This is a genomic window from Fibrobacter sp. (genome assembly GCA_012523595.1).
In the GTDB taxonomy this organism is placed as follows: domain Bacteria; phylum Fibrobacterota; class Chitinivibrionia; order Chitinivibrionales; family Chitinispirillaceae; genus JAAYIG01.
Genome location: JAAYIG010000004.1, coordinates 10,653 through 34,441 on the forward strand (window position 1 = coordinate 10,653; position 23,789 = coordinate 34,441).

The following is a 23,789-nucleotide window of genomic DNA, read 5'->3' on the forward strand; positions in this document are numbered from 1 at the left end:
TTTCGGCGCAGATAACAGTACTTACCTACAAGAATTGGAGCTAAGAGGCTTCTCTGCAAGATTGCACAATTGCTCGTGAGCAGAAAGCTCAGGAGCAATTTCAGGCTGCCTGGGGGAAACCCCGGATCACGGAATCTGATCTTTACAAGGCAGATTCTTCAATACTACAAAAAAGCACGGGAGAACCCGGTGCAGAACTTTTTATCACGATGAATTCCGTTGTTCTTATTCCGGTTTGATTGTCCTGTTCAGGGGAGCTTTCTCCCGATGATTTTTGAAAACAGGATGAAAAGTATGTATTTTCATTACAATATAACCCAAAGGGAAATGCGTGAGCTTGATATGAGATTGATGTTCCCTGAGGGTAACATTTTCGGAGAGGAAATCTGATCAGCTCTGACATGTTAAAGGGTTCCAAAAAAACACGCAGGGACACACGATCTCTGAAAGTGATCCGTATTGGAAAGAAGTTCCGGGTTCGCCTGCCATTGTTTATTTCTCCGCCACTTTTTGTTCTTCTTGGAACAATCCTCGTTGTTGCTCTTCTTTTTCCCTATACCCAGACTGTTCAGTCCTTTGATCTTCCAAAGCTTGGTGAAGCCGCAAAAGAGACAATAATCGCCCCTTTCACATTTGATATTGTGAGGTCTCCGGAGGAGCTTGAGAAGGAGAGAAAGAAGGCGATGAGTCAGGTTCTGGCTGTGCTTGATTATGATACAGGTGTCAGGAAGACGGTAAATAACAGGTTTTTTGAACTTCGTAACGCCATAATCAAACATCTGGACAGGGAAGCAACGGATTCTGCAAAAAGCCTTATCCGGCAGACATTTTCGAAGGAGATATCTGAGAACACCTTCAACATTCTTCTGAGACGCCCGTATCTGCTCGATGATGCAATGCTGCTGGCAGACGAACTGCTTGAAAAGGGAATCTCTGCAGTGTTGCTTGTTCCCGACATGAAGAAGCTGACTCAGCTCAGGTCGACGTATAATACCTCTTTTGAGCAGCATCTTTTCTATGATCGTGAGTATGTTTCTCTCAGGCGTGACTCAGAAGAAAAGACAGTCTCCACAGAGGAAATCCCGGTTAAGGAAATAGCTCTGGAGAGCTGCATAAAGCGTCTGCGGAATGTCAGGAAGCTTGATGATGAGGCGCTCAACACAATCTACGAGCTGCTTTTTGCATACTGCCGCCCCAATGTAAGATTAAATGGGGCAGCTACGATGCAGCGTCGTCAGAAGGCAACTCAGGATATCCTGGAGATAAGCGGCAAGGTTATAAAAGACACCGAAATCGTAAGAAAACACCAGGAAGTCACAGCCGAGGTGATCCAGAAACTCAGTTCTCTGCAAAGAGCACTGGATGTACTGGGAAATGTCCAGGAGAAGCGCAAAGTGAAGGCCGGTAATGCAGGACGATTGTTATTGACGCTGCTGCCTCTTCTTTTTGTTGCCGTTTACATAAGAAGGTTCGATCAGAAGCTCATGAAAAACAGTAAACATCTTCTGGCCCTTGCTTTACTGCTCGTACTGCAGCTCCTTATAATCAGGGCGGGAATGATGCTTGCGCCGAAGCTGTTTGAGGGGATGATTGAGATGGGGTCTCTGGTGCCGGAATACCTGATCCCCCTTTCTACCGGTTCCCTTCTGGCATCGATTCTTTTCAGCCTGGAGATCAGCTTCATTTTCACTCTTTTTGTGAGCATCTTTTTCGGAATGATAATGGGCTTTAACCATTTCTTTTTTCTCTATGCTTTTCTGGGGGGGATCATCGCCTGTTTTATGGGATGTAATATCCGCTACAGATGGCATTTCTTCAAGGTGATTGCTCCTGTTGCAATTATCTATATGATTGTGATTTCTATCTGGCATATTATTGGTTTTAAGATGTCTGTCATTGAATTGTTCCAGAATTACGGGTTATTGCTTATCAGTGTGATCGTGTCAATTTTCCTGACGATGATGTTTACACCGATTTTCGAGAGGTTCTTTGATATCACTACTGATATGACTCTTGTGGAACTCTCGGATATGAATAATCCCATTTTAAAAAGGCTCTCTATCGAGGCTGCGGGAACTTACAATCACAGTGTGCTTGTGGGGAACCTGGCAGAATCCGCAGCCCAGAGGATAGGTGCCAATCCGCTTCTGGCCAGGGTGGCTTCTTACTACCATGACATAGGAAAAATAGAGAAGGCAGATTATTTTGTTGAGAACTGTTTGACAGTAGACAGAAGCAGGCATACCAAACTGGCGCCTTCGATGAGTGCTCTTATAATATGCTCGCATGTAAAGGATGGCGTTGAACTGGCACGAAAGCACCGTATCCCCAAGGTGATTCAGGATATTATCATGCAGCATCATGGGACTAGTACGGTTTCCTTTTTCTATGAAAAGGCACTTGAGCAGGATCAGCACAAGCAGGTTCAACCCGAGGACTTTGCATACAGCGGGCCGATTCCGCAGACCAGGGAGGCTGCGATTATCATGCTGGCTGATTCAGTCGAGGCTGCATCGAGGAGCCTGGGAACAAGCTCTCCCAAGCTACTGCGTGAGCTGGTGAAAAAGATTATCAGAGACAAGTTTATTTCATCACAACTGGATCAGAGCGATTTGACTTTACGGGACCTGGATGAGATTATAGAGGGATTCATGCCGGTTCTGCAGGGAATTTTTCATTCCAGAGTTGAGTATCCTAACAGAGAAAAAGGAGTGTAAGTGGTGCAGCAGAAAAGTGCCGGGTTTGCCAGAACGCATTTTTTTATCGACAGGAATTTTCAAGGCAGATACATGCTGACGCTATTAATACCAATGATAATACTTCTGGTATTCATGCTGCTGACTCTTTATTTCGCATCTCAGTCAATTATCGGCACTACAGTACGAATTATTAAGCAGGATATCGAAAGCAAAATTGTTCTTGAACTCCAGGATCAGCTTGAACCATCACCTGAGAGGTATGGAGTGCTGATTAATGAGGTCAAGGATTATATCAGAACTTTTTCATCAAACAAAGAGTTCCGGAAAAATCTTCTGAATTCACTGTTGTGGGTTTTCGGGGCAGGGATGCTTCTGGTCATTGTGCAGATAGTCCTTCTGACCATCTTTTTCTCTCATAAAGTAGCCGGACCTGTGTATCGGTTCGAGAAGGTTTGCCATAATATGATCGAGGGAGATTATACGGATCAGATCAAATTGCGCAAGGGTGACGAGATGCAGAATCTGGCAAGCCTTTTAAACCTGGTGTTGAAAGTGACCAGAGAGAGGATGCTTGCTTTGAAGACAGAAGATGAGAGTGAACGCGAAAAATTGTTCTCAACATTGAAACTTTAATATTGACATCACGGTGAGCCTTATCTAATTTATAAAATCTTTTTTGGAGAAAAAATGCAGAACTTTTTTTCATCAATTAATTACAAGCTTTTTGCAATAAGTCTGGTCTTACTTGTAGTTGGATATATATTTCTGGCGCAGGGGCCTGTTGATAGTGCATTATCAAAGAGCGTAGCGCCTCTTATTCTGGTTGGTGTATACTGTGTGTTGATTCCTGTTGCTCTGGCTGTAAAAGGCAAGGAGCAGAAGAAATCTCCACAGCAGAAATAGGGCGTTTAGCTCAGTTGGTATAGAGCACCTGCCTTACAAGCAGGTGGTCGGGGGTTCGAATCCCTCAACGCCCATTGATAATTAGATTGGTATTAAACCGATTTTATCGGGACCGGTAGTTCAGTCGGTTAGAACGCTGGCCTGTCAAGCCAGAGGTCGCGAGTTCGAGCCTCGTCCGGTCCGCCATATTCAGCCTGCTCCTCAAGGGCAGGCTTTTTTATTGATTATAATATGTATTAAATTTAAAGTGTAATATCTACAGTTGTCCTGCCTTTCAGACTGGATGAGTGAATGGGCTCACTGATCTGTATTTCCGGAGAGATTCAGCAAAGGGATCTCGATCTCCTCAGAGAGGTTGCCGGAATCCATGGCTTTACCGTGACTGTAATGAGCAGAGATGGCATTCAGGGAAAGAGATTCGAGGAAGATCTGCCAAGAGGATTTTTTTCCTTTCTGCCGCCTTCACCGGATCTGATCCTTGAGCTCTTCGCGAATCTTCTGCTTGGTTCCGGAGAATGCCTTCCTTTGTTTCAAAGGGTAGGAGATGAGGTTCCCTCTTTTATAAATAAGATGCCTATTCTGGGTGTATTTGAGACTCCACTTACAAAAGCGGCAGTCTGCAGCATGCTTCTGGCTATTGTCAGAAGCGATGCTGTAAATGAGCGGAACAAAGCGATGGTTTCCGCAATTGTCAAATACCGTAATGAGAAACTGGATCTGGTGCGTATCGGGACAGCACTGTCAAGTGAAAATGATCTTCAGAAACTTCTGGAACTCATCCTTTCCACATGCAGAGAGATTCTATGTGCTGATGCCGGAAGTATTTACATAAGGGAGAGGAAGGAGCACGGTGGAGCCTTCAGCGACACTCTTTCCTTCAAAGTCGCTCAGAACGATTCTGCGGATCTTGGCAGGATGCCTGAGTATTCGGTTCCGATCAACTGTAACTATATCGCCGGTTATGTGGCGCTTACCGCAAGATCACTTAATATCGATGATGTAGAAAGGCTTGATGAATCGGTTCCTTACCGGGCCGGCAGGGCATTGATGGAAAAGACCGGCTACCGTATCAAATCGATGCTTACTATCCCTCTTAAGAATCACGATGGTGAAGTGGTCGGAGTGCTCCAATTGATAAACCGGAAAAATGCCCCCTCAGTAAGACTCGATAAAGCAAATACGGATCAGATGGTGAGGTCGTTTTCTCTTTCTGATGAGGAGTTTGTGCAATCTGTTGCATCACAGGCCGCTGTATCGATTGAGCGGGCACAGCTATATGAAAACATCAAAGCCCTCTTTGAGGGATTCCTGGGTTCATCGATAGCTGCCATTGATGAAAGGGACAGGGTAACATCGGGACATTCAAAGCGTGTGATGGGCTTTGTAAATGCTTTTCTTGATGCCGCGGAAAAGGATCCCTTATGTCCCTATTATGAACTGGCCAGTTCACCTGACAGGAGAAAGCAGTTTCAGTTTGCTGCATTGCTCCATGACATCGGAAAAATCGGAGTTCCTGAGTATTTATTAACAAAAGAGAACAAGCTCGGCCAGGGCGAATTTGAAAGCATTATGTCAAGAATGGATTATGTTGAACTTCTGCTTGCTCTCAAACCGTCGAATGCTCCGGGATGGAGTTCGATAGAGGAGGTGGAGAGGGACAGGGAGCTTCTCAAACAGGTTAACGAATGCGGGAGGCTAAGTGATGAGCTTTACAGGCGTCTTGATGAACTGAAGCAGAAAATTTATATCACAATTCAGGGGCAGAAAAAGGAGTTTCTCAGTCAAGATGAGTGGAATAAGCTCTCAGTCCGCTCCGGAAATCTGACTCCTGAGGAGCGTGAGCTGATCAATTCTCATGCTGTCTCTACGTTCCGTATTCTTTCAAAGATTCCCTGGACCGGTAATCTTGCGAGGATACCTGAGATAGCCGCACAGCACCATGAGCGTACTGACGGGTCCGGGTACCCGGGGAAACTGACAGGTGATAAGATACTTGTTGAAAGCAGGATTCTTGCCGTGATTGATATTTATGAGGCGCTTGTAGCTCAGGATCGTCCATACAAACCCCGGACCAGTCTGAAAAAGGCACTGCAGATACTCAGAGAGGAGGCCGATAGAAATCATCTGGACAAAAATGTGGTCTCATTCTTTATCGAAAAAGAGATCTACCGTTCACCTGAAAAACAGAGCAGTTGATGAAATTTCTGAAAAACATAACATTGATAGATAAGAATACGTTTCATGTCGGAGGGGCTGCAGCTTACTATTTGGAGCCCTCAGCGGAAAAAGAGATAGTTGAGGGTTTCAGGATGGCAGCAGACAAGGGATTGCCTGTCTGGATCCTGGGCAAGGGATCGAACCTTCTGATGAGTGACAAAGGCTGGCCCGGTCTTGTGATGAATCTTTCGGCGGGTTTATCTGATGTCAAATGGGATGGAGATTCGGTCGAAGCGGGAAGTGGCCTGGCACTGAATTTACTGGTGAGTCAAGCCGTGCGTTCCGGGAATGCCGGAATGGAGGAACTCGCAGGGATACCCGGTACAATTGGCGGTGCAGTGATAATGAATGCAGGTGCATTCAATACCTGCATTGCAGATACCCTGCAGTCGGTAAGGTATTTTGATTTCATCAAGGGTGAAATTGTTCACGTGGAGGCATCAGAACTGGATCTGGGTTATCGTTTCTGCAATCTGAAATACAAACCTGCTGTGGTTCTCAGTGCGAAGTTCAGGTTTCTTTCCGGGAAAAAACCAGAAGAACTGGCCTCAAGACGTCAGGAGATACTGTCCGGGAGGAAAGCTAAACAACCGCTTGATTTTCCTAATTGCGGGAGTGTTTTCAAGCGTCCTCCGGGGAACTATGCCGGGCACCTTATTGAAAAGAGTGGTCTAAAGGGTATGCGGGAAGGAGACATGGAAATTTCTGTCAAGCATGCAAATTTTATTATAAACAGAGGGCAGGGAACAGCCGCTCAGGCGAGACGTCTCATTATAAAAGCGCAGAAAGCGGTATACGAAGAATCAGGCATACTTCTGGAACCGGAAGTGATTTTTGCAGGAGAATTTGATGAGCCATTATACAGCCCGCCCGAAAAGGAGAAATAATGACTGTCTTGATTAATAAATTTATCACCGGACCAATAGAGACCAACACGTGGATTGTCCATAATGAGCAGAAAGATTGCCTTATAGTAGATCCGTCATCAGGCTGCAGTGAGGTGACAGGTTTTATTTCAGATAACGGACTTAATCCACAGGCGATACTCCTTACTCATGCTCACTTCGATCATTTTATCGGGATCCCTGAAATTCAGCGGATATTCGGAGATATTCCTGTTTACGCACATCCCCAGGAGAAGATTCTGCTGACGAATGCAGGATACAACGGCTCAATAATGATTGGAAACGCGATTACCTATGACAAGGATACCGTGGATGTGACAGTGGGTAAGATGCGGATAGGGAGTTTTGATCTTGAGGTACTTTTTGTTCCAGGTCACTCTCCAGGTGGAGTCGCGTACAAATTTGGCGAATCTCTTCTATGCGGTGATATTCTGTTTGCTGGATCGATCGGTCGCAGTGATTTTCCAGGTTGTGACGGGGAACTGCTGATAAGGGGGATAAAGGAGAAAATTCTCACCCTGGATGAGAATACGGTGGTTTATCCTGGACATGGAGGCAGGACTACTGTAGGAAGAGAGAAGAGGGAAAATCCCTATCTTAAGTTATGAGTATAAAACTGCCTCTTCTGGACACATTCCTTGCCTATTTGCGGCTGGAAAGAGCCCTGAGCGATAATACAGCTCAATCTTACCGGTTTGATCTTCAAAGGCTGGAGGGCTTTTTAAACCAGCATCGTGTAAAAAGCCTCAACACGGTTACACCGGATTTGCTTTCAAAGTATATAAGAGTTCTTTATGATATAGGTTTTGCCGCGACCTCTATCCAGCGGACAGTTTCTTCGCTAAGGAGCTACTTTGCTTTTGCAGCATCTGAGGGTGAAATTGAGAGAGACCCCACAGAGCTTCTTGAGACTCCCCGTACCACCAGGTACCTTCCGTCGGTTTTGACAGTTGATGAAGTCGAGAGAATAATCAATGTCATAGACACTGAAAAGAGGGGCGGAACAAGGGACAGGGCAATGTTAGAGACCCTCTATGCTACAGGAATGCGGGTTTCGGAACTCTCATCATTTACTTTTGAGCAAATTCTCTGGGAAGAGGGTCTGGTGAGGGTTTTGGGCAAGGGATCCAAGGAGAGGATTGTGCCTGTGGGAGAGATAGCTATTCACTGGATAAAAGAATACATCGAATCTGAACGGTTTTTCTTTGCGAAACCACACTCCGACAGCACAGTCTTTCTCAATGTTCGGGGAAAAGCAATAACCCGTATGGGGATCTGGAAGATAATCCGTAAATACTGCGAAGATGCTGGTATTAGTAAAGAGGTCTCACCGCATACCTTTCGCCATTCCTTTGCCACGCATCTTCTCGAGGGAGGAGCGGACCTGAGGACCGTTCAGGAGATGCTTGGTCATTCCAATATTGTTACAACTGAAATCTATACTCATGTTGACCGTGAGTATCTCAAAGAGGTTCATCGCAGCTTTCACCCAAGACAGAAAAAGAGATTCTGAGAAGAATATCTATGGATAGGTTTCCCCGTAGCCTCGTTCAGATTCATTATCACAGTCGAATAGGCGGTGTGAGGGAGGTGATGCGGCTTTACGCTTCAGCCTTCAGAGAGATTGCAGGTGAAGATTCACTAAGCATTGTGGTGTGCGGAGGACAGGGCTCAGAAGAGTTTCCGGCTGCCGGTTTCATTTACATTGATGAATGCGATTATCGGACTTACTCTACTTCCGATCATTTTTTTCGAGTGAAAGATCTGCTGAAGAGGAGGCTTAATGATCTTCTGCATTCAAAAGACTTTCATTTACCTGCAGCAGTATTATGGCACAACATGAGTCTCGGAAAAAATCCGGCACTTTCCTCTGCACTTGCGGAGGTTGCAAGGGAGTGGAGCGGGGAAGGTGTGAGGTTTTATTCTGTTATTCATGATTTCGCTGAAGAGGGGAGGGTAGAGCAGCTCAGATCTTTACAGGTCTTAGAGAGTGCCGGAGTGGATATAATGCCGGATCTCTATGCACTGGGGTCTCCTGTGCGTCATCTGGTGCCGGGATCCGAGGCATTTGAGATATTAAGGAAAGCGGGATTTTCTGTGACACTGTTTCCCAATCCGGCCGAAAAAAGCGAGTTTTCTGATGATGCAGTTTCGCGGGATTCTGTACTGAAGAGGGCATCTGTTGTAAATGCCAGTATAGACCCTTCAAAACCTCTTTGCGTCTATCCATCCAGAGTAATTTTCAGGAAAAATCCACTGGAGGCCATAGTACTGGGGTCTTTGATTCTTGGTTGCAACCTTTTTCTGGGTGCTCCGGGGACAAGCAGAGCCGATCTTGGTATTTTCAGAGATATCGGGGAATTGGTTGAAAAGTACAGACTGAAAGTGATTCTCGATGCGGGAAAATTGATAACCGGACAGAACCAGGATATTGGAAATCCAGTTCCTTTATTGTACGCAGCTTCTGATCTTGCCTTATCAGCATCACTGGCGGAAGGATTCGGGTATGGGCTTTATGAACCGTGGCTGTATGGGAAAGCAGTGATAGCGAGGCGTCCGGCACACTTTTCCTATCCTGATGAAATGGACTCCTCATTTCTTTACACCCGATTACCTGTACTTTCCAAATGGATCTCTCTTGAAAGATACAGAGAAAAGTACAGGTCTGAAGCTGCAGCAGCGGGAGTGCAGTTCAGTGATGAGGAATTCGAGAAGATTGTGATAAACGGTACAATCGACTTTGGTATACTGGACTGGGATACACAGGTTGACATTTTATGCGGTGCAGCAGAAGATAAGGCAAGGGTTGAGGCATGGAAAAGGTTGCTTTCCATGAAATTACAGGGGTGGCCCGGACTGGGTTGTTTTGATAATATTGAAGGGATGGTAAAACGAAATGAGTCGGTTATGCATTTTGTTTTCTCCAGAGAGCGCTTTCTGGAGAGATTCAGGGAGTGTTTTTCGACTTCTTATCCTGTTGTGACTGTTTCCGGTGATTACAGGATGATCAGACAATTATTTTACAAGGAGAAAAACCGGTTTTCTGTGCAGCGTTTATGATCAAAAGTTCGCTTAGTTGCCTTGTGGTTTTTTTTCTTGACTTCAAGTTGATCTCATTGGATATTTATTACGCTAGGATTGTTCAGGAGGGCTTGTGGCAAATACTACAAAACATGATTTGATTGCTGAAGTTTCAAGGTACACCGGTTTGACCCAGGGTGATACCAAAATAGTGGTTGAAGAGCTCCTTGAGACGATTGCTTCCACTCTGGAACAAGGGAACAGCATTGAGATTCGCGGATTCGGAACTTTTTATACAAAGGTAAGGAAGCCCCGGCCTGCACGTAATCCAAAAACCGGTGAAGTTATTCCACTTAAAAAGCGGGTAGTTCCCCTTTTCAAGTTTTCAGGTGAGCTTAAAAAAGCGGTTGCCGATTGCCTCTTGCAACACGCTGATACTGCGGAATAATCTTTTCGACATAATCTCCTTTTTTACCCCGTCAAAGGGGATTCTCACCCTATATATATTTCCTCATATCTGATCCAGCCTCAATATATTGAATTAGCCGCTGTTGAGAAATCCTTTTACGTACTTGACACTACAGCAATATCAGCATATAATAAGCAGTACATTAATCCGGTGATATCTTTACAGAATGGAAGTTCCGGCAGGTGTGCGGCGTCCATAATTCAAGAGGAGTGATCTTCATGCGGATCAGGGCAGTGATTTTCGCTATGGTACTAATGATTGCACAATCCAGGGCTGGTGATATGCCGCAACTGGATGAATTCAATGCTAATGTCAAATTACCGACTCTGGACGCCCGGGTTTCGATCGGATTCAATTATGATTTCCTGAGAGCTCCAACGGATGTTTCATTTGATTATCCAAAAGGCTATTTCGGATTCAATGTTCCAATTGAGCAGAATATAAACCTCCGTGATTTTCTCAATTATATCGATCCCGCAATAGATTCCATATTTGCCGATACTTCAATATTTACTAATGGTAGAGATTTCCGCCCCCGGGGAAAAGCACGGCAGAATCCCAATACAACCTTCAGAGTGGATGTGCCTATGATGGGGGGAGTTGCCTCTTTCTCCAACATCCAGAATTTTTTCCTCAGCTACACCAATATACTTGGAAATAACAACATATATGCAAATCCTGACTCTCTGGGAGAAGGGATAAGTTTCCTTTTAAGAGGATCAATCAATGTACCTCTGAGCCTTCAATTGGGCTGGGAAACGATGACTTTCGGTTATGCTTACAAGATCAACCGTTACCTGACCATGGCCCTTAACCTCCACCGGCATCTCTTCACCATGGACATTCGGGGCAAAATCAATGTCAATCTGATGGGGAGGCTGAAGTATGAGGGAAAGGGTGCCGATGGTATCGATCTGGACCAGGAACTGGATTACCCCTCTGAAAAGGTCAACGGATCTGCCTATGGGCATTATGAGGCGGAAGTGTGGTCACCAACTATAGGGCTTAAAGCCTGGCGCTTTACCCTTACCTCTCGTTTTGGACTTCGTACCAGGGCTAAAGGCGAGTTTGTGGCCAGGTATTCTGTACCATTCTTTGTTGATCAGGAAACTTTCGACTTCAATGTTGACTTCAATGATCCATCTCAGTACACAGATCCCGAGTTTCTCAATAATCTCAATTCCAATGCAGTAGACAGTGTAATCTACTCGACAAAGAAGGATGGAAAAGGAAGCGATCTGCAGTGGCGCATGCCGACCGGACTTACTGTCGCATTCGATATTATTCCTCAATACCTGGCTGTTTCCTATACAAAGACATTTGGTGATGTTCTTTTGAAGATTGACAGGATCGAAAAAGAGCACAAAGCCGCTGACGGTTGGAGCAGACCTGGAACAAACGATTCTCTTGTGATTGACATGGGAGCCAACGTCGATCACGTTATTCTGCTCCACTTGAACATCTACAACGCATTCCTGAATATCGGGGTTTTTGGTATGGATTTCAGGTACGCGGATAAAGAAAACCTGATTGGAAGCAAAATGCCATATATGCACATGGGAAAATCGGCGATGCTTCCGGTTTTGAATTTCGGTTCAACGATCGGCACAAAATTCAGGGTCCTGCTTGAACTTGATGTTCTGCCCCTGCCTGCGTTTAAATCAGGGGTGCTTTACTACTTTTAAGGAAAGTTGATCCAGAATTTTATTGATCTGAAAGGATTTTTATGGGACTGTTCAGGAGAATTGGATTTATCGCGGTTATTGCGGCCGTGTATGCATTTGCACAGCAGGCAAACGATTATTTGACAGTTCAGATTCCGGTCGGGGCTCAACCTGCAAACAAAGTGTTATGGGTAAGGTGGTCAGGTGTCTCCCGCGGTCCGGGTTACCTTCCTCCCGATTCCGGTTTCATTTACTATGACAGAACTCCCGGAGGAGCAGACCTGGCTAATTACAGGTATAAGGTAACAGTTCCTTATGTAGATACCATTCGTGATATCGCAACTGGCGAGATTCTCGCGCTGGACACAATAAGTAACAAGTATTATCCTGAAAATCCACCCAAACGTGCATGGGCTTTTCGCCCCTCAGACCAGCCGGGAATGGGGTTTGGGGTGTTTTATTGCATTGTAGCTTTTCCTGTTCCGGGAAAAGATACCCTGTATTCAAATGTGTTTCAGATTTTTGTTGAGAGTCCCAAATCGGTCACTACACTGAATCCGCATGACACAATAAGCAATCTGACACCTGTTTTCAGTTGGGAATCAAATCCTGGGGTCCCGTACTATCATGTGGTCCTTTCTGATCAGCTTGTGAAAGTTGATACTGTATCCGACAGCGGAACAATAAGCCTTGGTGGTTTGAGTATTGTCTGGCAAGCCATAACCCCCAATACTCAGATAACCTACGGGGTACCGGATCCTTCCAGGACAATCACTGCTGATCCTCCGCCCTTGTCTCCGGGCCAGGTTTACACATGGATAGCGCTGAACAACTACGGAAACAACGCAATGTTTTCCACGATGAGAATCGGGAGCGGCTCTTTAAAGACCTTTACAATTAAAGGAACCCCGCTTCATAAGCCAAAAAGCGTTTACCCTGTAAATAAAACCCTCAATTTGCGGGACAATCCCCAGATACGGTTTTCCTGGACTGACCTGGATCAGAGGGCTAACACTTATAAGGTCTATCTCTATGTCGGATCACCGATAAATGGAATTGAGGGACAGGTTGTGCTCTGGCAGAAAGAGGTCATGGGTACTGATTATGAGGACACCATGAGTGTGGAGATAGATGCAGCATCTGTAATGACTTCCAATAAATACACCTGGCGTGTGATCGCCATTGATGACAGGGGAGCGGGAACAGCGGGTGATATTGTTGAATTCAATTACAATGTGCCTTCCGGCGTATTCCGTATTAAAACTATGGAACAGGTTTTTATCAATGATACTGTTTCAAGCAGTCCTGTAGGATTGGTAGAGTTAAAGGCAGAGGTGCTGGATGGTTCAATGGAAACGGGGATGCTTTACACCGATTTCAATGGGAACCTGGTAAGAGAAAGGCCGGCAGGTACATACAGATTAACAGCGATAAAGAGTGAGTTTATGCCTCAGACCCAGACAGTTGTTCTCAGCGAGAATGATACAACTGAAGTCACTTTTTATCTGGAGAGGCCGCAGTCGACAATTTACGGGGGAGTATATGATGTTGCCGGAAACAGGGTTAATCTGGCCAGGGTTTATGCTGTTTCCGATCTTGGTGATACATCTTCGGCTCTTACCGATGCATCCGGGAATTTTGTTCTGAGAGCTTATGGGGCAGACTGGAATATCGGAGCGGAAAAGGCCGGTTACAAACCATCATTTTCCAGTAAAATCACTGTTGCCCATGGTGAAAGCTATAATTTCGGTTCTATTGTTCTGGAACGAAATCCATTTACAATATCGGGTATAGTGGAGAATGGTTCCGGAGTTCCATTACTGGGTGCAAAGGTTACCATTTCCCGGTATGGAGAGAAGGTAGATGAGGTTCTTTCGACTCCGCAATCAGGTTTCTTCTCCTTTTCTGTTCCTGCCGGGGAATACACCATCTCAGCAGAGAAGACAGGCTTTACATCGTACAAGAATGTAATAGAAGTTCTGGGGCCAAAAAACGACCTGAAAATCACAATGAAAGCCGGTGCGACACTTGTAAATGGTTTTATCTATGGAAAGACATGGGTAGGGGAGAGAGAGGTCATAGCTCCTGTAACCGGTGCTGCAATCAGGTTTATCGAGACCGGTTCATCTGATACATTTTCCGTAATTTCCGATGCCACCTACGGTGACTTCAAGATAAGCCTCCCTGGTGACAAAGAGTATCAGGTTATCAGCTCCGCTGCAGGCTTTGCATCCAGTAAGCCCCGTAAGATCAAGACAGTGGTCAAAGCCACACAGACATTCAAAGATACTCTGCGCAGCCTGGGAATGCTTTCCGGAACAGTTGTATCCGATGGTTCAGTAATATCGGGTGCTAACATAAGTCTTGTCAGTGCTGCAAGCGATGAAGTTATAGCCACAGGAAAATCATCGTTACAGGGTTATTTCGAAATCAGAAGGATACCTGACGGTGACTATTTAATCAGGGCTGGTAAAGAGGGGTTTGTGCTTGACAGCATCGAGGGACCGGACAGCCTGAAGGTATCAGATGGTAAGTCAACTCCTGTGTCGACTGTAATACACCTCAAGCCTGGTACAAAGACAATCAAATGGTTTGTGGCGGGCGAGGGTGCATTTTCTGGATCTGTAAAGATTCAATCCCCGATTCAAAAAACTCTCTCCCATTCTGATTCTTTGACCAAGAGCGGGGCCGGTGCTTATGTGGTAACTGCAGACGCAAAGGATAATTCCATAATAGACCTGGCAATGCATCGTTTCTTTGTTGCCGATTCGGAAACTGTACACATTGATACGTTACAAATGGATGTTAAACATAACGCTCCCGATACTCTGACTCCTGTTAAGGGAACAGTGCGGCTTGAACTGAGTTCAGGAGAAGATCTCGATTCCGTCATTTTGTATTACAGAGATTTCAACTCTTCTGCATACATAAGCCGGAAAGATAACTCCCGCTCAGATTCCTATTCCTTCAATATTGCGCCACCCAGGGATGGAAGTGATATGGTGTATTATTTCAGAGCATTCAGAGGCTCTGATATTTACGGGTACGACAAAGAGTCTTTCAGGACATTTGTAAAACCTGACACCAGCAGATTGAGCCGTTTTGAGATCTCCCCGTCTTCACAGGATACAATGACTTTTCCGCCGGGCTATTCTGCGCGGTTCTCATTCAAAGGATATTACAGTTCTGTGTTTCTTCCAGACTCAAGTATCGTTCCAAAGAGTATACGCTGGACTTTGAATAATGCGCAGGGGTGCGTACTTGAAAGCAAGGAGGGGCTGGAAGCAATAGTCCGTACCGGAAAAAACGCTTCTTCATCAGCTATTGTTTTGACTGCAACAATCGACACCAGTATAACAAAGGTTAAAGGAACCACAGTTTCGGTTTCGGTTCCTTTCCGCGTTTCAGGATCACCGCTAAAGACTATAGATGTAAAGCGAATTGATGCAGGACACATGAATGCCCTTACCACATCTTCTGCTGATCAGGCGGAGTTTACAGTAGAAGCTTTTGATGAGAAAGGAAAGGCACTGAGAATCTCCCCCACATGGTCAATTACTCCATCGATTGCGGGTAAAATCTCCACTGATGGTGTTTTCCGCCCGGACAGGCATTTCTCCGGTCATGTCAGAATATTTGCGGAAGCGGCAGGAAAACGCGGTGAATACGTACAAGAGGGGCAAAAGGAAGGAGGTCTCAATGTTCTGTTTTTGATCTCCCGCAAGAGTTCACCGGATACGGCTCTTAACGGGCAGGGGTGCATGGTGGTATTTCCTCCGAATGTGGTGGGAAGCAGGGAAAGCGGGAAACTCAGTATAGCGATGAAACCGCTTAAAAACCAGGTCACCCGTTCATATGGCAATTTCAGAACTGTTGACTCACTTGCTTATGAAATTACCGAGATGGAGGATGTATCATTCGACCTTACAAAGGATAGCATTGAACTTGTGATGGATCTTCCTGAATCTCTGCATAAGATGTCTGCCGGACGGCAGTTGACGATTGCGAGGTGGGATGATGACAGCCTGAAATGGAATATTGTTCAAGGTTCATCAGTTTCCTCTGATGGAAAGAGAATAAGCGCAAAGGTAACTCATTTTTCCAGATATGCGGTACTGGTGGAGATGAAAATGTCGGGATACCTCAAGGTTTCTCCAAATCCCTTCTCTCCCTATGTGTGGCCCAGGAATATTTCAGTCGATAAGCATCTTGGAACATGCTTTGAATTTCAGGTTGAAACCGCCTTCCTTCCTGTAGATGCAAGGCTTCGTATATACAATGTGGTAGGAGATCTTGTATGGTCATTACATGTTCAGGATGCCGATCGTCTGCCTTACAGAGTATGGTGGGACGGACGGACGACTGACAAGGACATAATCTGGTCAAAACCGGGATACACAATTGCTGAGCCAGGAAAGAAGATGTGCAGAAACGGCAGATATCTGGTGGTACTTACAGCCAGAGATGCAAATAATTCTGAATGGAAATTCATGAAACAGATAGTCCTGATCAAGTAGGGCGGAGAACCATGAGAAAAATTTGTAAAGCGGAGGAAACCGTGAGAGTTTGTTTAATTTCAGCAGCAATTCTGGCTTTTTTTGCATTGCAGGTATCTGCAGAGCCAAATGCGACTGAGAGCAGGATAAAGGTTGGTGTTCTGAGTCTCGAGCCTTATGGAGAGGCAGGTGGAGTAGCCGGGAAGGTGACGGAGGAATTGATCGCCAGTCTCAAGGAGATCGGGTTTTATGATGTTTACAATCAAAACATGATAGAGGAGGCTTTGAAGCTGGTCAAGAAGAGGATGCCTTCTCATTGCCGTGATCCCCGATGTGTGCTAGATATCGGAAAGAATACCGGTATGGACAGGATGATCTACGGATCGATCGATCTGGATGGCAACAGGAATGGAATAAAACTGTCTCTGATCGATATACTGATGAAGAGAACAGTTGAATCTGTGAGTATACAGGGTGCACCCGGTGTTTCTGTTTCAGAAGTGCTCAAGACTGCTGTAGCCCGTCTGCATGGTAACCCTGTTGATGAAACGAAATCAGAAGTTTATTACGGACCCAAAGTACATAATGAAAAGCAGCTCTTTTTCAGTGCTGCAGGTGTTATAGGGGCAGGGCTTATATACGGATTGGTCAATTATGCATCCGGAGGAGATGGGGCGGGCAGGATAAGTGGAGAGTATCCTTCATCCGGAGAAGACAGATCCGGAATAGCATCGAGTGCGGATCAGATAGCCTTTTTTGGCCGTCCGGCTGCCATGGCTAACGCATACGTTGCTGAATCTGATGATGCTTACGGGGTGCTTTACAATCCTGCGGGGATGGCCTGGGTTGCGGGAGCAGAGATGGCGCTTGCGTACCAGTACAGATTCGGGTTTATCGATAACCTGGCTGCCACCTATGTCAATAAAGCCACTCGGGAAATCGGCTTCGGCCATGCATTCCTTTACAGCTCAGACAGGGGTGAGAACCTTTTTACAGAGATATACTTTGTTTCTGCTTTTGCCTATAAATTTCTGAATTTACCATCTTTTATCCGTCCATTTTCTCTCGGTGTGAATCTCAAGCTGGTGAGTAACAGAGCCAGGGGTAATGATGAATATTCAATAAGCGGCAGTTCTTTCGGAGCCGGAATAGATCTGGGATTTATGTGGGAACTGGCGGATAACATCAGATACGGACTGCTGCTCAGGGATGTTCCTGTTGTTAACAGATGGAAAAATATCTCTACTGGAAAGAGATATTTCGAACCTCATGCAGCCACTATGCACATGGGTGGAATCTTTGAGGTGGGGTATTCGACATTTCTGATTGCGGAAGGACAGATTCCTCTTTACAGGGATCAGGCCTGGAAAATGTCGGGAGGAATAGAGCAGGAGATGTTTAAATTTATGGTTTTGCGGGCCGGTGTGCAAAAAGAGATTCAGTCTACACGTGAGACGCCATGGAAATTGACTGGTGGGTTTGGTATAAAGGTAAACTCAGTTGAGCTTGATGGCTCCTATGAATACAACACACTCCGGCTCTTTGATGTGATAGACGTATCTGTGAAGGTGGTTTTTTAATCGAAGAGGGCTTACGGAACTCTATTGTTGTTTAGAAGTCAATAACCAGCAGGGTTATATCATCTTCGGGTGACTGGTCATCACCGCAGAAAGTCGTCTGGTCGGCAAGAATCGCACTTACTGCTTCTTTAGCTGGAATATCCAGGGATCTGCTGGCGCTTTGTGTAAGGCGCTCCAGACCATACATTTCCTCTTTTTTATTTTTAGCTTCGGTCAGGCCATCGGTGTACAGAACCAGTCTTACTGTACCTGGTATATATTCAAATTTTGATTCCGAGAGCATCATATCGGGAAAAACACCCAGGAACAACCCGTCTGCTTTTATGATATCACAGGATCTGGTCTGGCGGTTAAACAGAAGAACAGGACAGTGGCCGGCTGAAGTGTAGTGAAGGACATGGTTATTTGTATCGAGTACGGCATAGAAGATGGTCACGAAATTATCGGTCTTGATTTCTGAGAGGAATGTCTGGTTGATGAGTTCGAGGGTTTTCTGAGGAGATTTTTCTTCCAGAACAATGCTTTTCAAAAGCACTTTTACCATTGACATGATCAGTGCGGATGCGACCCCGTGCCCTGAGACATCAGCTACAACCAGTCCATAAACACCCTCTGAGATGCTGAAGGCATCATAGTAGTCACCTCCCACGGCATCGGCGGAGAGGTATTTTGCGCCGAGGGAGAAATCCTCGGTGTCGTTGAGATCCTGGGGGAGCAGACCCTGTTGAACATTTCTTGCGTGTTCCAGGTCGCTGTTGATTTTAGCCTGTGCCACCTGAAGGTCACGATTGACGATTTTTAACATGTCATTGGCCTTCTGGAGACTGGTATTGGCCTTATCAAAAGCATTGAGAATTCTGAAGTTTTCAATCACTATACCGGCCAGGTTTACAATAGCAGTCAGTGTTGTGATATCGTCACTTGTGATTGGGGCCTTACGGTTCACCCGATCCATCCAGAGAACGCCTTCGACTTTGAAACACTGGCATTTTATGCATGCCTGCCGTCTTTCATCTTCGGAATTGGCATTTGCCAGAAGAGCACTTCCGATGATACTCCAGCAGTAGGGGTTGAAGCTGCTGTGGGCCGGGCACATCGTTTTTGTACATCCCTTTGATTCCCAGCATCTTTTGTTCAATTTACTGACAAGAGGTATTACAAGGTATGAATCGGATGACAGGAACCTGTAGAAATAATCCGCTGAATCATCGGGATCTTCTACCAGAACGTGCCGGTTGAGGAAAAGGGCATCGGTGATTTCTCCTCCCTCAAATCCCAGAGGAACAGAGAAAGTTTTCAACTGATTTTCCGGAATTCCTGCAGAAGTGCCCGGTCTGAGACAGAACTCATCCCTGTCGATCTCAAACAGTATAACCCTGTCAAACTCCAGTATTTCCTGGATCGCGAGAAGAATGGTTTTTATTATGCTTTCCAGGTCAGTACAGGAATGGAGAACTTTGGTGAGTTCGTGAATAAGAGAGGTGCTCATTAACTGAGCTTTAAGTATCTCATTCTGAGCTCTCAAAGAATCCAGTTGTTCTTTGCTGTTCAGAGAATCTGATTGGAGGGTCTCCATAAGATCAAAATAATAGTATGCAATCGCGAAAAAAAGTGAGCAATAAAGCGGAAACAGACTCTGGCTCTTGACTTCACCCTCTCTGGTGAAACATTTTTGTATACTCGCAATAATCTATATTAGTGTAAAACGTATTCAAGATCTGGCCGATAAAGGAGGAACTATTTGAATCTCAAATACAACAAATCTAAACAGGAAATGAGAGAAGATCCTTTAATTGAATTACTTCTCAAGACCAAGAGCTTTTTTGTCAAGAACAGTAACCAGATTGTCGGGGGATTGATTGTTATTGCAGTCCTTATCGGCGGTTTTATGATTTTCAGCAACATCAGAAAATCAGGCGAATTGAAGGCAAGAGAAGCTTTCGGTAAAGCTATGATTTACTATACTGAGAACAATCTGGAAAAAGCAGTTGAAGAGTTTAAGATCACAGCAGAGAATCACGGTTCAAGTCCGCATGCCTCTATGAGTGCTTTTATACTGGCAAGAATCCTCTATGACCAGAAAAAATATGATGATGCGCTGGTTTGGTATGAGAATTCAATAAAAGGATCAAAATCAGTGGAGTTTGTAGGGGGACAGGCTCTTGAGGGGATGGCTGCCTGTTATGAGGCGAAAGGTGATGTTTCATCAGCTATTCAGGCTCTGGAGAAAGCCCTGAAGGATGAACGGGTAAAATTCCGGCACAATGCTATTAAATGGAAAATCGCACTTCTGGACCGAAATTCCCAAAAGTCGCATACCTATTTAAAGGAAATAATCTCGGATACAACTGCAACAGATCTTCATCAGCGTGCTGAGAACCTGCTTGCGACTCTAAATGCCGGTTCCTGATCTTTCCCTGAAAATCCTGTGTTGATACCCTTAAAACTGGAGATAGATTTATGAAGCTGATCCTTGTTGATGACAATAGAAAAAGGCGTGAACAGATCAAAACCGCTGCCTCAAAACGCCAGTTTCGTGTCATTGATTGTCCTACGACAAACGATTTTTTAACATCTATTGAAAATGAAAAAGTTGATTTACTGGTGATAGAGACCGGGGCCTGGAAGAAGAATAAGTCAATTTTCAACTACTTTAAAATCGGCAAAGAGCTTGAAAACCTGCCTGTAATTTTATATAATGCAGAAGAAGACTCTTATATAATACAGGACAGGAACAGAAGCGACAGAGACAGAATATTACCTAAACCTACCGATGTAGAAACTTTGATCGAAGCGATAGGGCAAAACGTCTGATCTGTCATTTTTTGCAGTATGGCTGATTTTAAAAAAAAGTCTTTGATATTTGCGGACTCTGATAACGGCGGAATAATTCATATCGCAAATATCAAAGGCGGTGTTGGAAAGTCTACAGTTGCCACAAATCTGGCTGCTGCCTTATCCCGGCAGGGCCCCACACTGATAATAGATCTTGATGTACAGGGAAGCGCAACTGTAGCTCTGGGCCAGGAGATAGATCCGGCAGGAGGAAATTCCTGGGATCTTTTTCGAAACAGGTTCAGCCTGCCAAATGAAAGTAATTCACTGCTGAAAAACATCAGTTCCAGGATTCAGAAGATCGCACCCGGAATCCCTGCTCTGAAATCACCTGGAAAGACTCTCAGTTCCTTCATTGCCAAAGTACATCCAGGACTTGACCTGATAGCCGCCGGACCTGATCTTTTCAAATCTCCTTCACACTTTCAATTAGAGAATCTCACTTATAATCTCAAAGTACTGCGTGATAGTTATAAGTACATAGTACTCGATACTCCATCGGTCTGGAATCCCCTTACAAAACATCTTTATCTTCACAGTGACCTGAACCTGATTCCAGTAACTCTCAATGCGCTTTCAACCAGAAGTCTCAGGGATTATCTCTCCAGTGTTATGGCTTTGGCAAGACATAATCCTGCCCTTCGGGTGAGAATAATTAAAAACGAGGTGTTCGGGAGACAGAGTTTAAAAATAAAAGGCAAGACACGCACTATCAGTGAAAATCGTAAATTTCTGGATTATCTCTGTGAACAGGTTTCTTTTCAGAGCAGTGCCGGAGTTTCACTGCTGCCCCAGAATCTGATTTTCGATCTTGAGATACCGGAATCGGCAATAGTCAGGGATGCCCAGGATGAGGGAGTCCCACTTAACCAGTTTCATCAGTATAGCACCATCACAAAGTCTTTTGAAGAACTGGTGAAGAGGGTACAATATGTGTTAAACACTCCTCTTAGCAGGAAAAACCGTTTTGAATCCGGTAAATCAGCACTGATTCCCGGAGCACTTGCAGCGGCTGTACTTATAGCAATTTTCAGCCTTAATCAGCCAATCTCTGAATTGAATGCTCCACGTCCTCTTGCGCCTCAGCAATTTGCAGCTCCTGAAGGCGGAGTTTTCAACCATTCATTCAAGGATGGGGAATCGATTTACAAGCTTGCAAAGTACGCAATCTGTCGTTTCAGGGCCATGGTACCAAGTTTTGCTGATGTGAATCAGTACATAATGGAGACTGTTGCAATTCACAATCTCACACGCCAGGAAAATGAACCAAGGATTGACAATATCCACGCCATTGACAGAGATGTCACAATTACTTTCTATCCTCCTGAAAAGATAAAGAACCCACAGGAAAAGCAGCTTGTTCCGGTTTACAAGTATTTCATGGATCTGATCGAAGACAAATACGTGTATGTAACCGGAGACTGGTGTGAAAGGGGAACCGGCGGGGGACAACCCCATTACGGAATGGACATTGCAGGAAAGAGCGGATCTGTGGTCTACAGTCCCATTGACGGGGAAGCGGTGGTCAAAACCAATGCTACTGCGGGAAGAACCATCGGTGTGGTTGCTGACGGAACAGTGATATTTTTCTCACATCTCGATAAGAGGTTCCTCAAGACGGGCGATAAAGTCAGAAAAGGACAGGCACTGGGTACTATCGGTATGACAGGAAGGACAAGTGGTCCCCATGTGCATATCGGCTATGGAATCCGTTCACAGACAAACAACGATGTGTCTTTTGGGAAATACAACTACCGGCTTACCGACCCCAAACTGTTTTTTTATCGTCAGATGTACCTGAACCGGATGTCCGGCAGGGACAGTTAATCTTACCCTTTTCTTTCCAGCAATTCACGGGCATGGCGGAGAGAAATTTCTGTGCTGCCGCCCAGCATCCTGGCAACTTCTTCCACTTTTTCATTGCCGCTGAGCTTGACTACGCGGGTAACGGTCCTGTTGTCCACGGTTTCTTTGTGTACCCTGAAGTGATGATCTGCAAGGGATGCGATCTGATGAAGATGTGAGATGCAGAGTACCTGATGTGATTTGCTCAGGGAGTAAAGAGATTTACCTACTTCTCCTGCAAGAACACCGCCTATGCCGGTGTCAATTTCATCGAAGATAAGCACTGGAATATGATCATTTTCAGCAAGGACAGTTTTGATCGCAAGCATCAATCTGGATATTTCGCCGCCGGAGGCAGTCTGTGACAGAGGCAACATCGATTCTCCGGGATTTGTCCGAACCAGAAAACGCACGGATTCCAGACCCTGAGAAGAGGGAGATTCGAGTTCATTGAAAGATGTATTCCACTGCCCGCCCTTGAATCCGAGCTTTTCCATCAACGCAGTAATCTTTTTGTCAAATTCAACAGCAGCTTTCTTTCTCGCCTTCCGGAGTTTCTCTCCAGTACTTAGACATTTCTGCAGAGATGCCGAGACTTTTTTCTGGAGCTCGTTTCTGTCTGATTCCAGATTCTCCAGGGAGAGCAGGTCTTTCTCAATGGATTTCTGACGTTCGATGAGCTTATCAAGAGTGCAGGAATACTTTTTCTTCAGGCGCTGTATTTTTGCCAGACGGGAGTTTATAAAGTCGATTCGTGCCGGGTCTGCACCGTTTTCTGCTTCCTGAAGATAGGAACTGCAGAAGGTTTCCAGTTCTGTAAAGATCGTAAGTGTGTTAGCAGTATCATTGATCCATGGGTCAATCGAGGAATCGAACTTCGAGAGGGTCTCCAGCTTCTTCTTTACGGCTGATATTTTTTTCTGAATTGATTCATCAGACTCTCCCAGAAGGGAAAGAATTTCGGAAACACAGGAGGTTCTCTGAGCAGAGGAACTTAAGAGAGAGAGTTCTGCTTCCAGTTTTTCCTCTTCTCCGCTTTGCAGGTTTAAACTTTTCAGTTCATTATTCTGAAATTCAAGCATCTCCTGTTTTTCCGCCAGTTCATCGGCTTTTTTCTCGAGTTCCTGAAAGGCAGAAACAGCTTCTGTGTAGATG

General features: G+C 45.1%; 17 protein-coding genes and 2 tRNA genes. 17 read left to right on the plus strand and 2 right to left on the minus strand.

The genetic code is table 11. The features are described 5' to 3' along the window. The first annotated feature begins 401 nt into the window (after positions 1–401). The 14 genes from GX089_00130 to GX089_00195 all read left to right on the plus strand — a co-directional run bounded on the left by GX089_00130 (position 402) and on the right by GX089_00195 (position 17,954). Entirely contained in the window at positions 402–2,717 is a 2,316-nt protein-coding gene (locus GX089_00130) for an HDIG domain-containing protein (GenBank protein ID NLP00879.1), read from the plus strand. Beyond that, a complete protein-coding gene (locus GX089_00135; protein ID NLP00880.1) occupies positions 2,718–3,332 on the plus strand; it encodes a hypothetical protein in 615 nt (204 codons plus the stop codon). Between the two features lie 54 nt (positions 3,333–3,386). Continuing rightward, positions 3,387–3,602: a hypothetical protein gene (locus tag GX089_00140; GenBank protein NLP00881.1), complete on the plus strand. Its 216-nt coding sequence runs from the start codon at positions 3,387–3,389 to the stop codon at positions 3,600–3,602. Next, positions 3,602–3,676 (plus strand) — tRNA-Val (locus tag GX089_00145). The genes GX089_00140 and GX089_00145 overlap by 1 nt, the downstream gene beginning before the upstream one ends. Positions 3,677–3,711: 35 nt before the next feature. Next, a tRNA-Asp gene (locus GX089_00150) sits at positions 3,712–3,788 on the plus strand. Positions 3,789–3,893: 105 nt separating this feature from the next. Next, on the plus strand, positions 3,894–5,798 hold the full coding sequence (locus GX089_00155) for a GAF domain-containing protein (GenBank protein NLP00882.1): 1,905 nt from the start codon (positions 3,894–3,896) through the stop codon (positions 5,796–5,798). Next, complete coding sequence (murB, locus tag GX089_00160; GenBank protein NLP00883.1) at positions 5,798–6,706, plus strand: UDP-N-acetylmuramate dehydrogenase; 909 nt, start codon at positions 5,798–5,800, stop codon at positions 6,704–6,706. The genes GX089_00155 and murB overlap by 1 nt, the downstream gene beginning before the upstream one ends. Further along, a complete protein-coding gene (locus GX089_00165) occupies positions 6,706–7,332 on the plus strand; it encodes an MBL fold metallo-hydrolase (protein NLP00884.1) in 627 nt (208 codons plus the stop codon). The genes murB and GX089_00165 overlap by 1 nt, the downstream gene beginning before the upstream one ends. Next, positions 7,329–8,237 (plus strand): site-specific tyrosine recombinase XerD, encoded by a 909-nt coding sequence (xerD, locus tag GX089_00170; protein NLP00885.1) that lies wholly within the window; start codon positions 7,329–7,331, stop codon positions 8,235–8,237. Before GX089_00165 ends, xerD begins: the two co-directional genes overlap by 4 nt. A gap of 11 nt (positions 8,238–8,248) precedes the next feature. Further along, on the plus strand, positions 8,249–9,784 hold the full coding sequence (locus GX089_00175) for a glycosyltransferase family 4 protein (GenBank protein NLP00886.1): 1,536 nt from the start codon (positions 8,249–8,251) through the stop codon (positions 9,782–9,784). A 94-nt stretch (positions 9,785–9,878) separates the two neighbouring features. Then, on the plus strand, positions 9,879–10,193 hold the full coding sequence (locus GX089_00180) for an integration host factor subunit beta (GenBank protein NLP00887.1): 315 nt from the start codon (positions 9,879–9,881) through the stop codon (positions 10,191–10,193). Between the two features lie 239 nt (positions 10,194–10,432). Continuing rightward, on the plus strand, positions 10,433–11,899 hold the full coding sequence (locus tag GX089_00185; GenBank protein ID NLP00888.1) for a hypothetical protein: 1,467 nt from the start codon (positions 10,433–10,435) through the stop codon (positions 11,897–11,899). 41 nt (positions 11,900–11,940) lie between these two features. Further along, complete coding sequence (locus GX089_00190) at positions 11,941–16,395, plus strand: carboxypeptidase regulatory-like domain-containing protein (GenBank protein ID NLP00889.1); 4,455 nt, start codon at positions 11,941–11,943, stop codon at positions 16,393–16,395. A gap of 41 nt (positions 16,396–16,436) precedes the next feature. Then, positions 16,437–17,954 (plus strand): hypothetical protein, encoded by a 1,518-nt coding sequence (locus tag GX089_00195; GenBank protein NLP00890.1) that lies wholly within the window; start codon positions 16,437–16,439, stop codon positions 17,952–17,954. 31 nt (positions 17,955–17,985) lie between these two features. On the opposite strand, the gene GX089_00200 is transcribed toward GX089_00195, so the two are convergent. Next, positions 17,986–19,479, minus strand: a complete 1,494-nt coding sequence (locus tag GX089_00200) for a SpoIIE family protein phosphatase (GenBank protein ID NLP00891.1) — start codon at positions 19,477–19,479, stop codon at positions 17,986–17,988. 216 nt (positions 19,480–19,695) lie between these two features. Between GX089_00200 and GX089_00205 the strand changes: the two genes are divergently transcribed. Genes GX089_00205 through GX089_00215 form a run of 3 tightly spaced genes read left to right on the plus strand, consistent with a single transcriptional unit; the run spans position 19,696 to position 22,616 of the window. Beyond that, positions 19,696–20,364 (plus strand): tetratricopeptide repeat protein, encoded by a 669-nt coding sequence (locus GX089_00205; protein ID NLP00892.1) that lies wholly within the window; start codon positions 19,696–19,698, stop codon positions 20,362–20,364. Between the two features lie 50 nt (positions 20,365–20,414). Continuing rightward, positions 20,415–20,768, plus strand: coding sequence for a hypothetical protein (locus GX089_00210; protein NLP00893.1), 354 nt, complete (start codon positions 20,415–20,417; stop codon positions 20,766–20,768). A gap of 18 nt (positions 20,769–20,786) precedes the next feature. Beyond that, a complete protein-coding gene (locus GX089_00215; protein ID NLP00894.1) occupies positions 20,787–22,616 on the plus strand; it encodes an AAA family ATPase in 1,830 nt (609 codons plus the stop codon). A gap of 2 nt (positions 22,617–22,618) precedes the next feature. On the opposite strand, the gene GX089_00220 is transcribed toward GX089_00215, so the two are convergent. Beyond that, a partial coding sequence (locus GX089_00220; protein ID NLP00895.1) for a hypothetical protein occupies positions 22,619–23,789 on the minus strand: 1,171 nt, incomplete at its 5' end.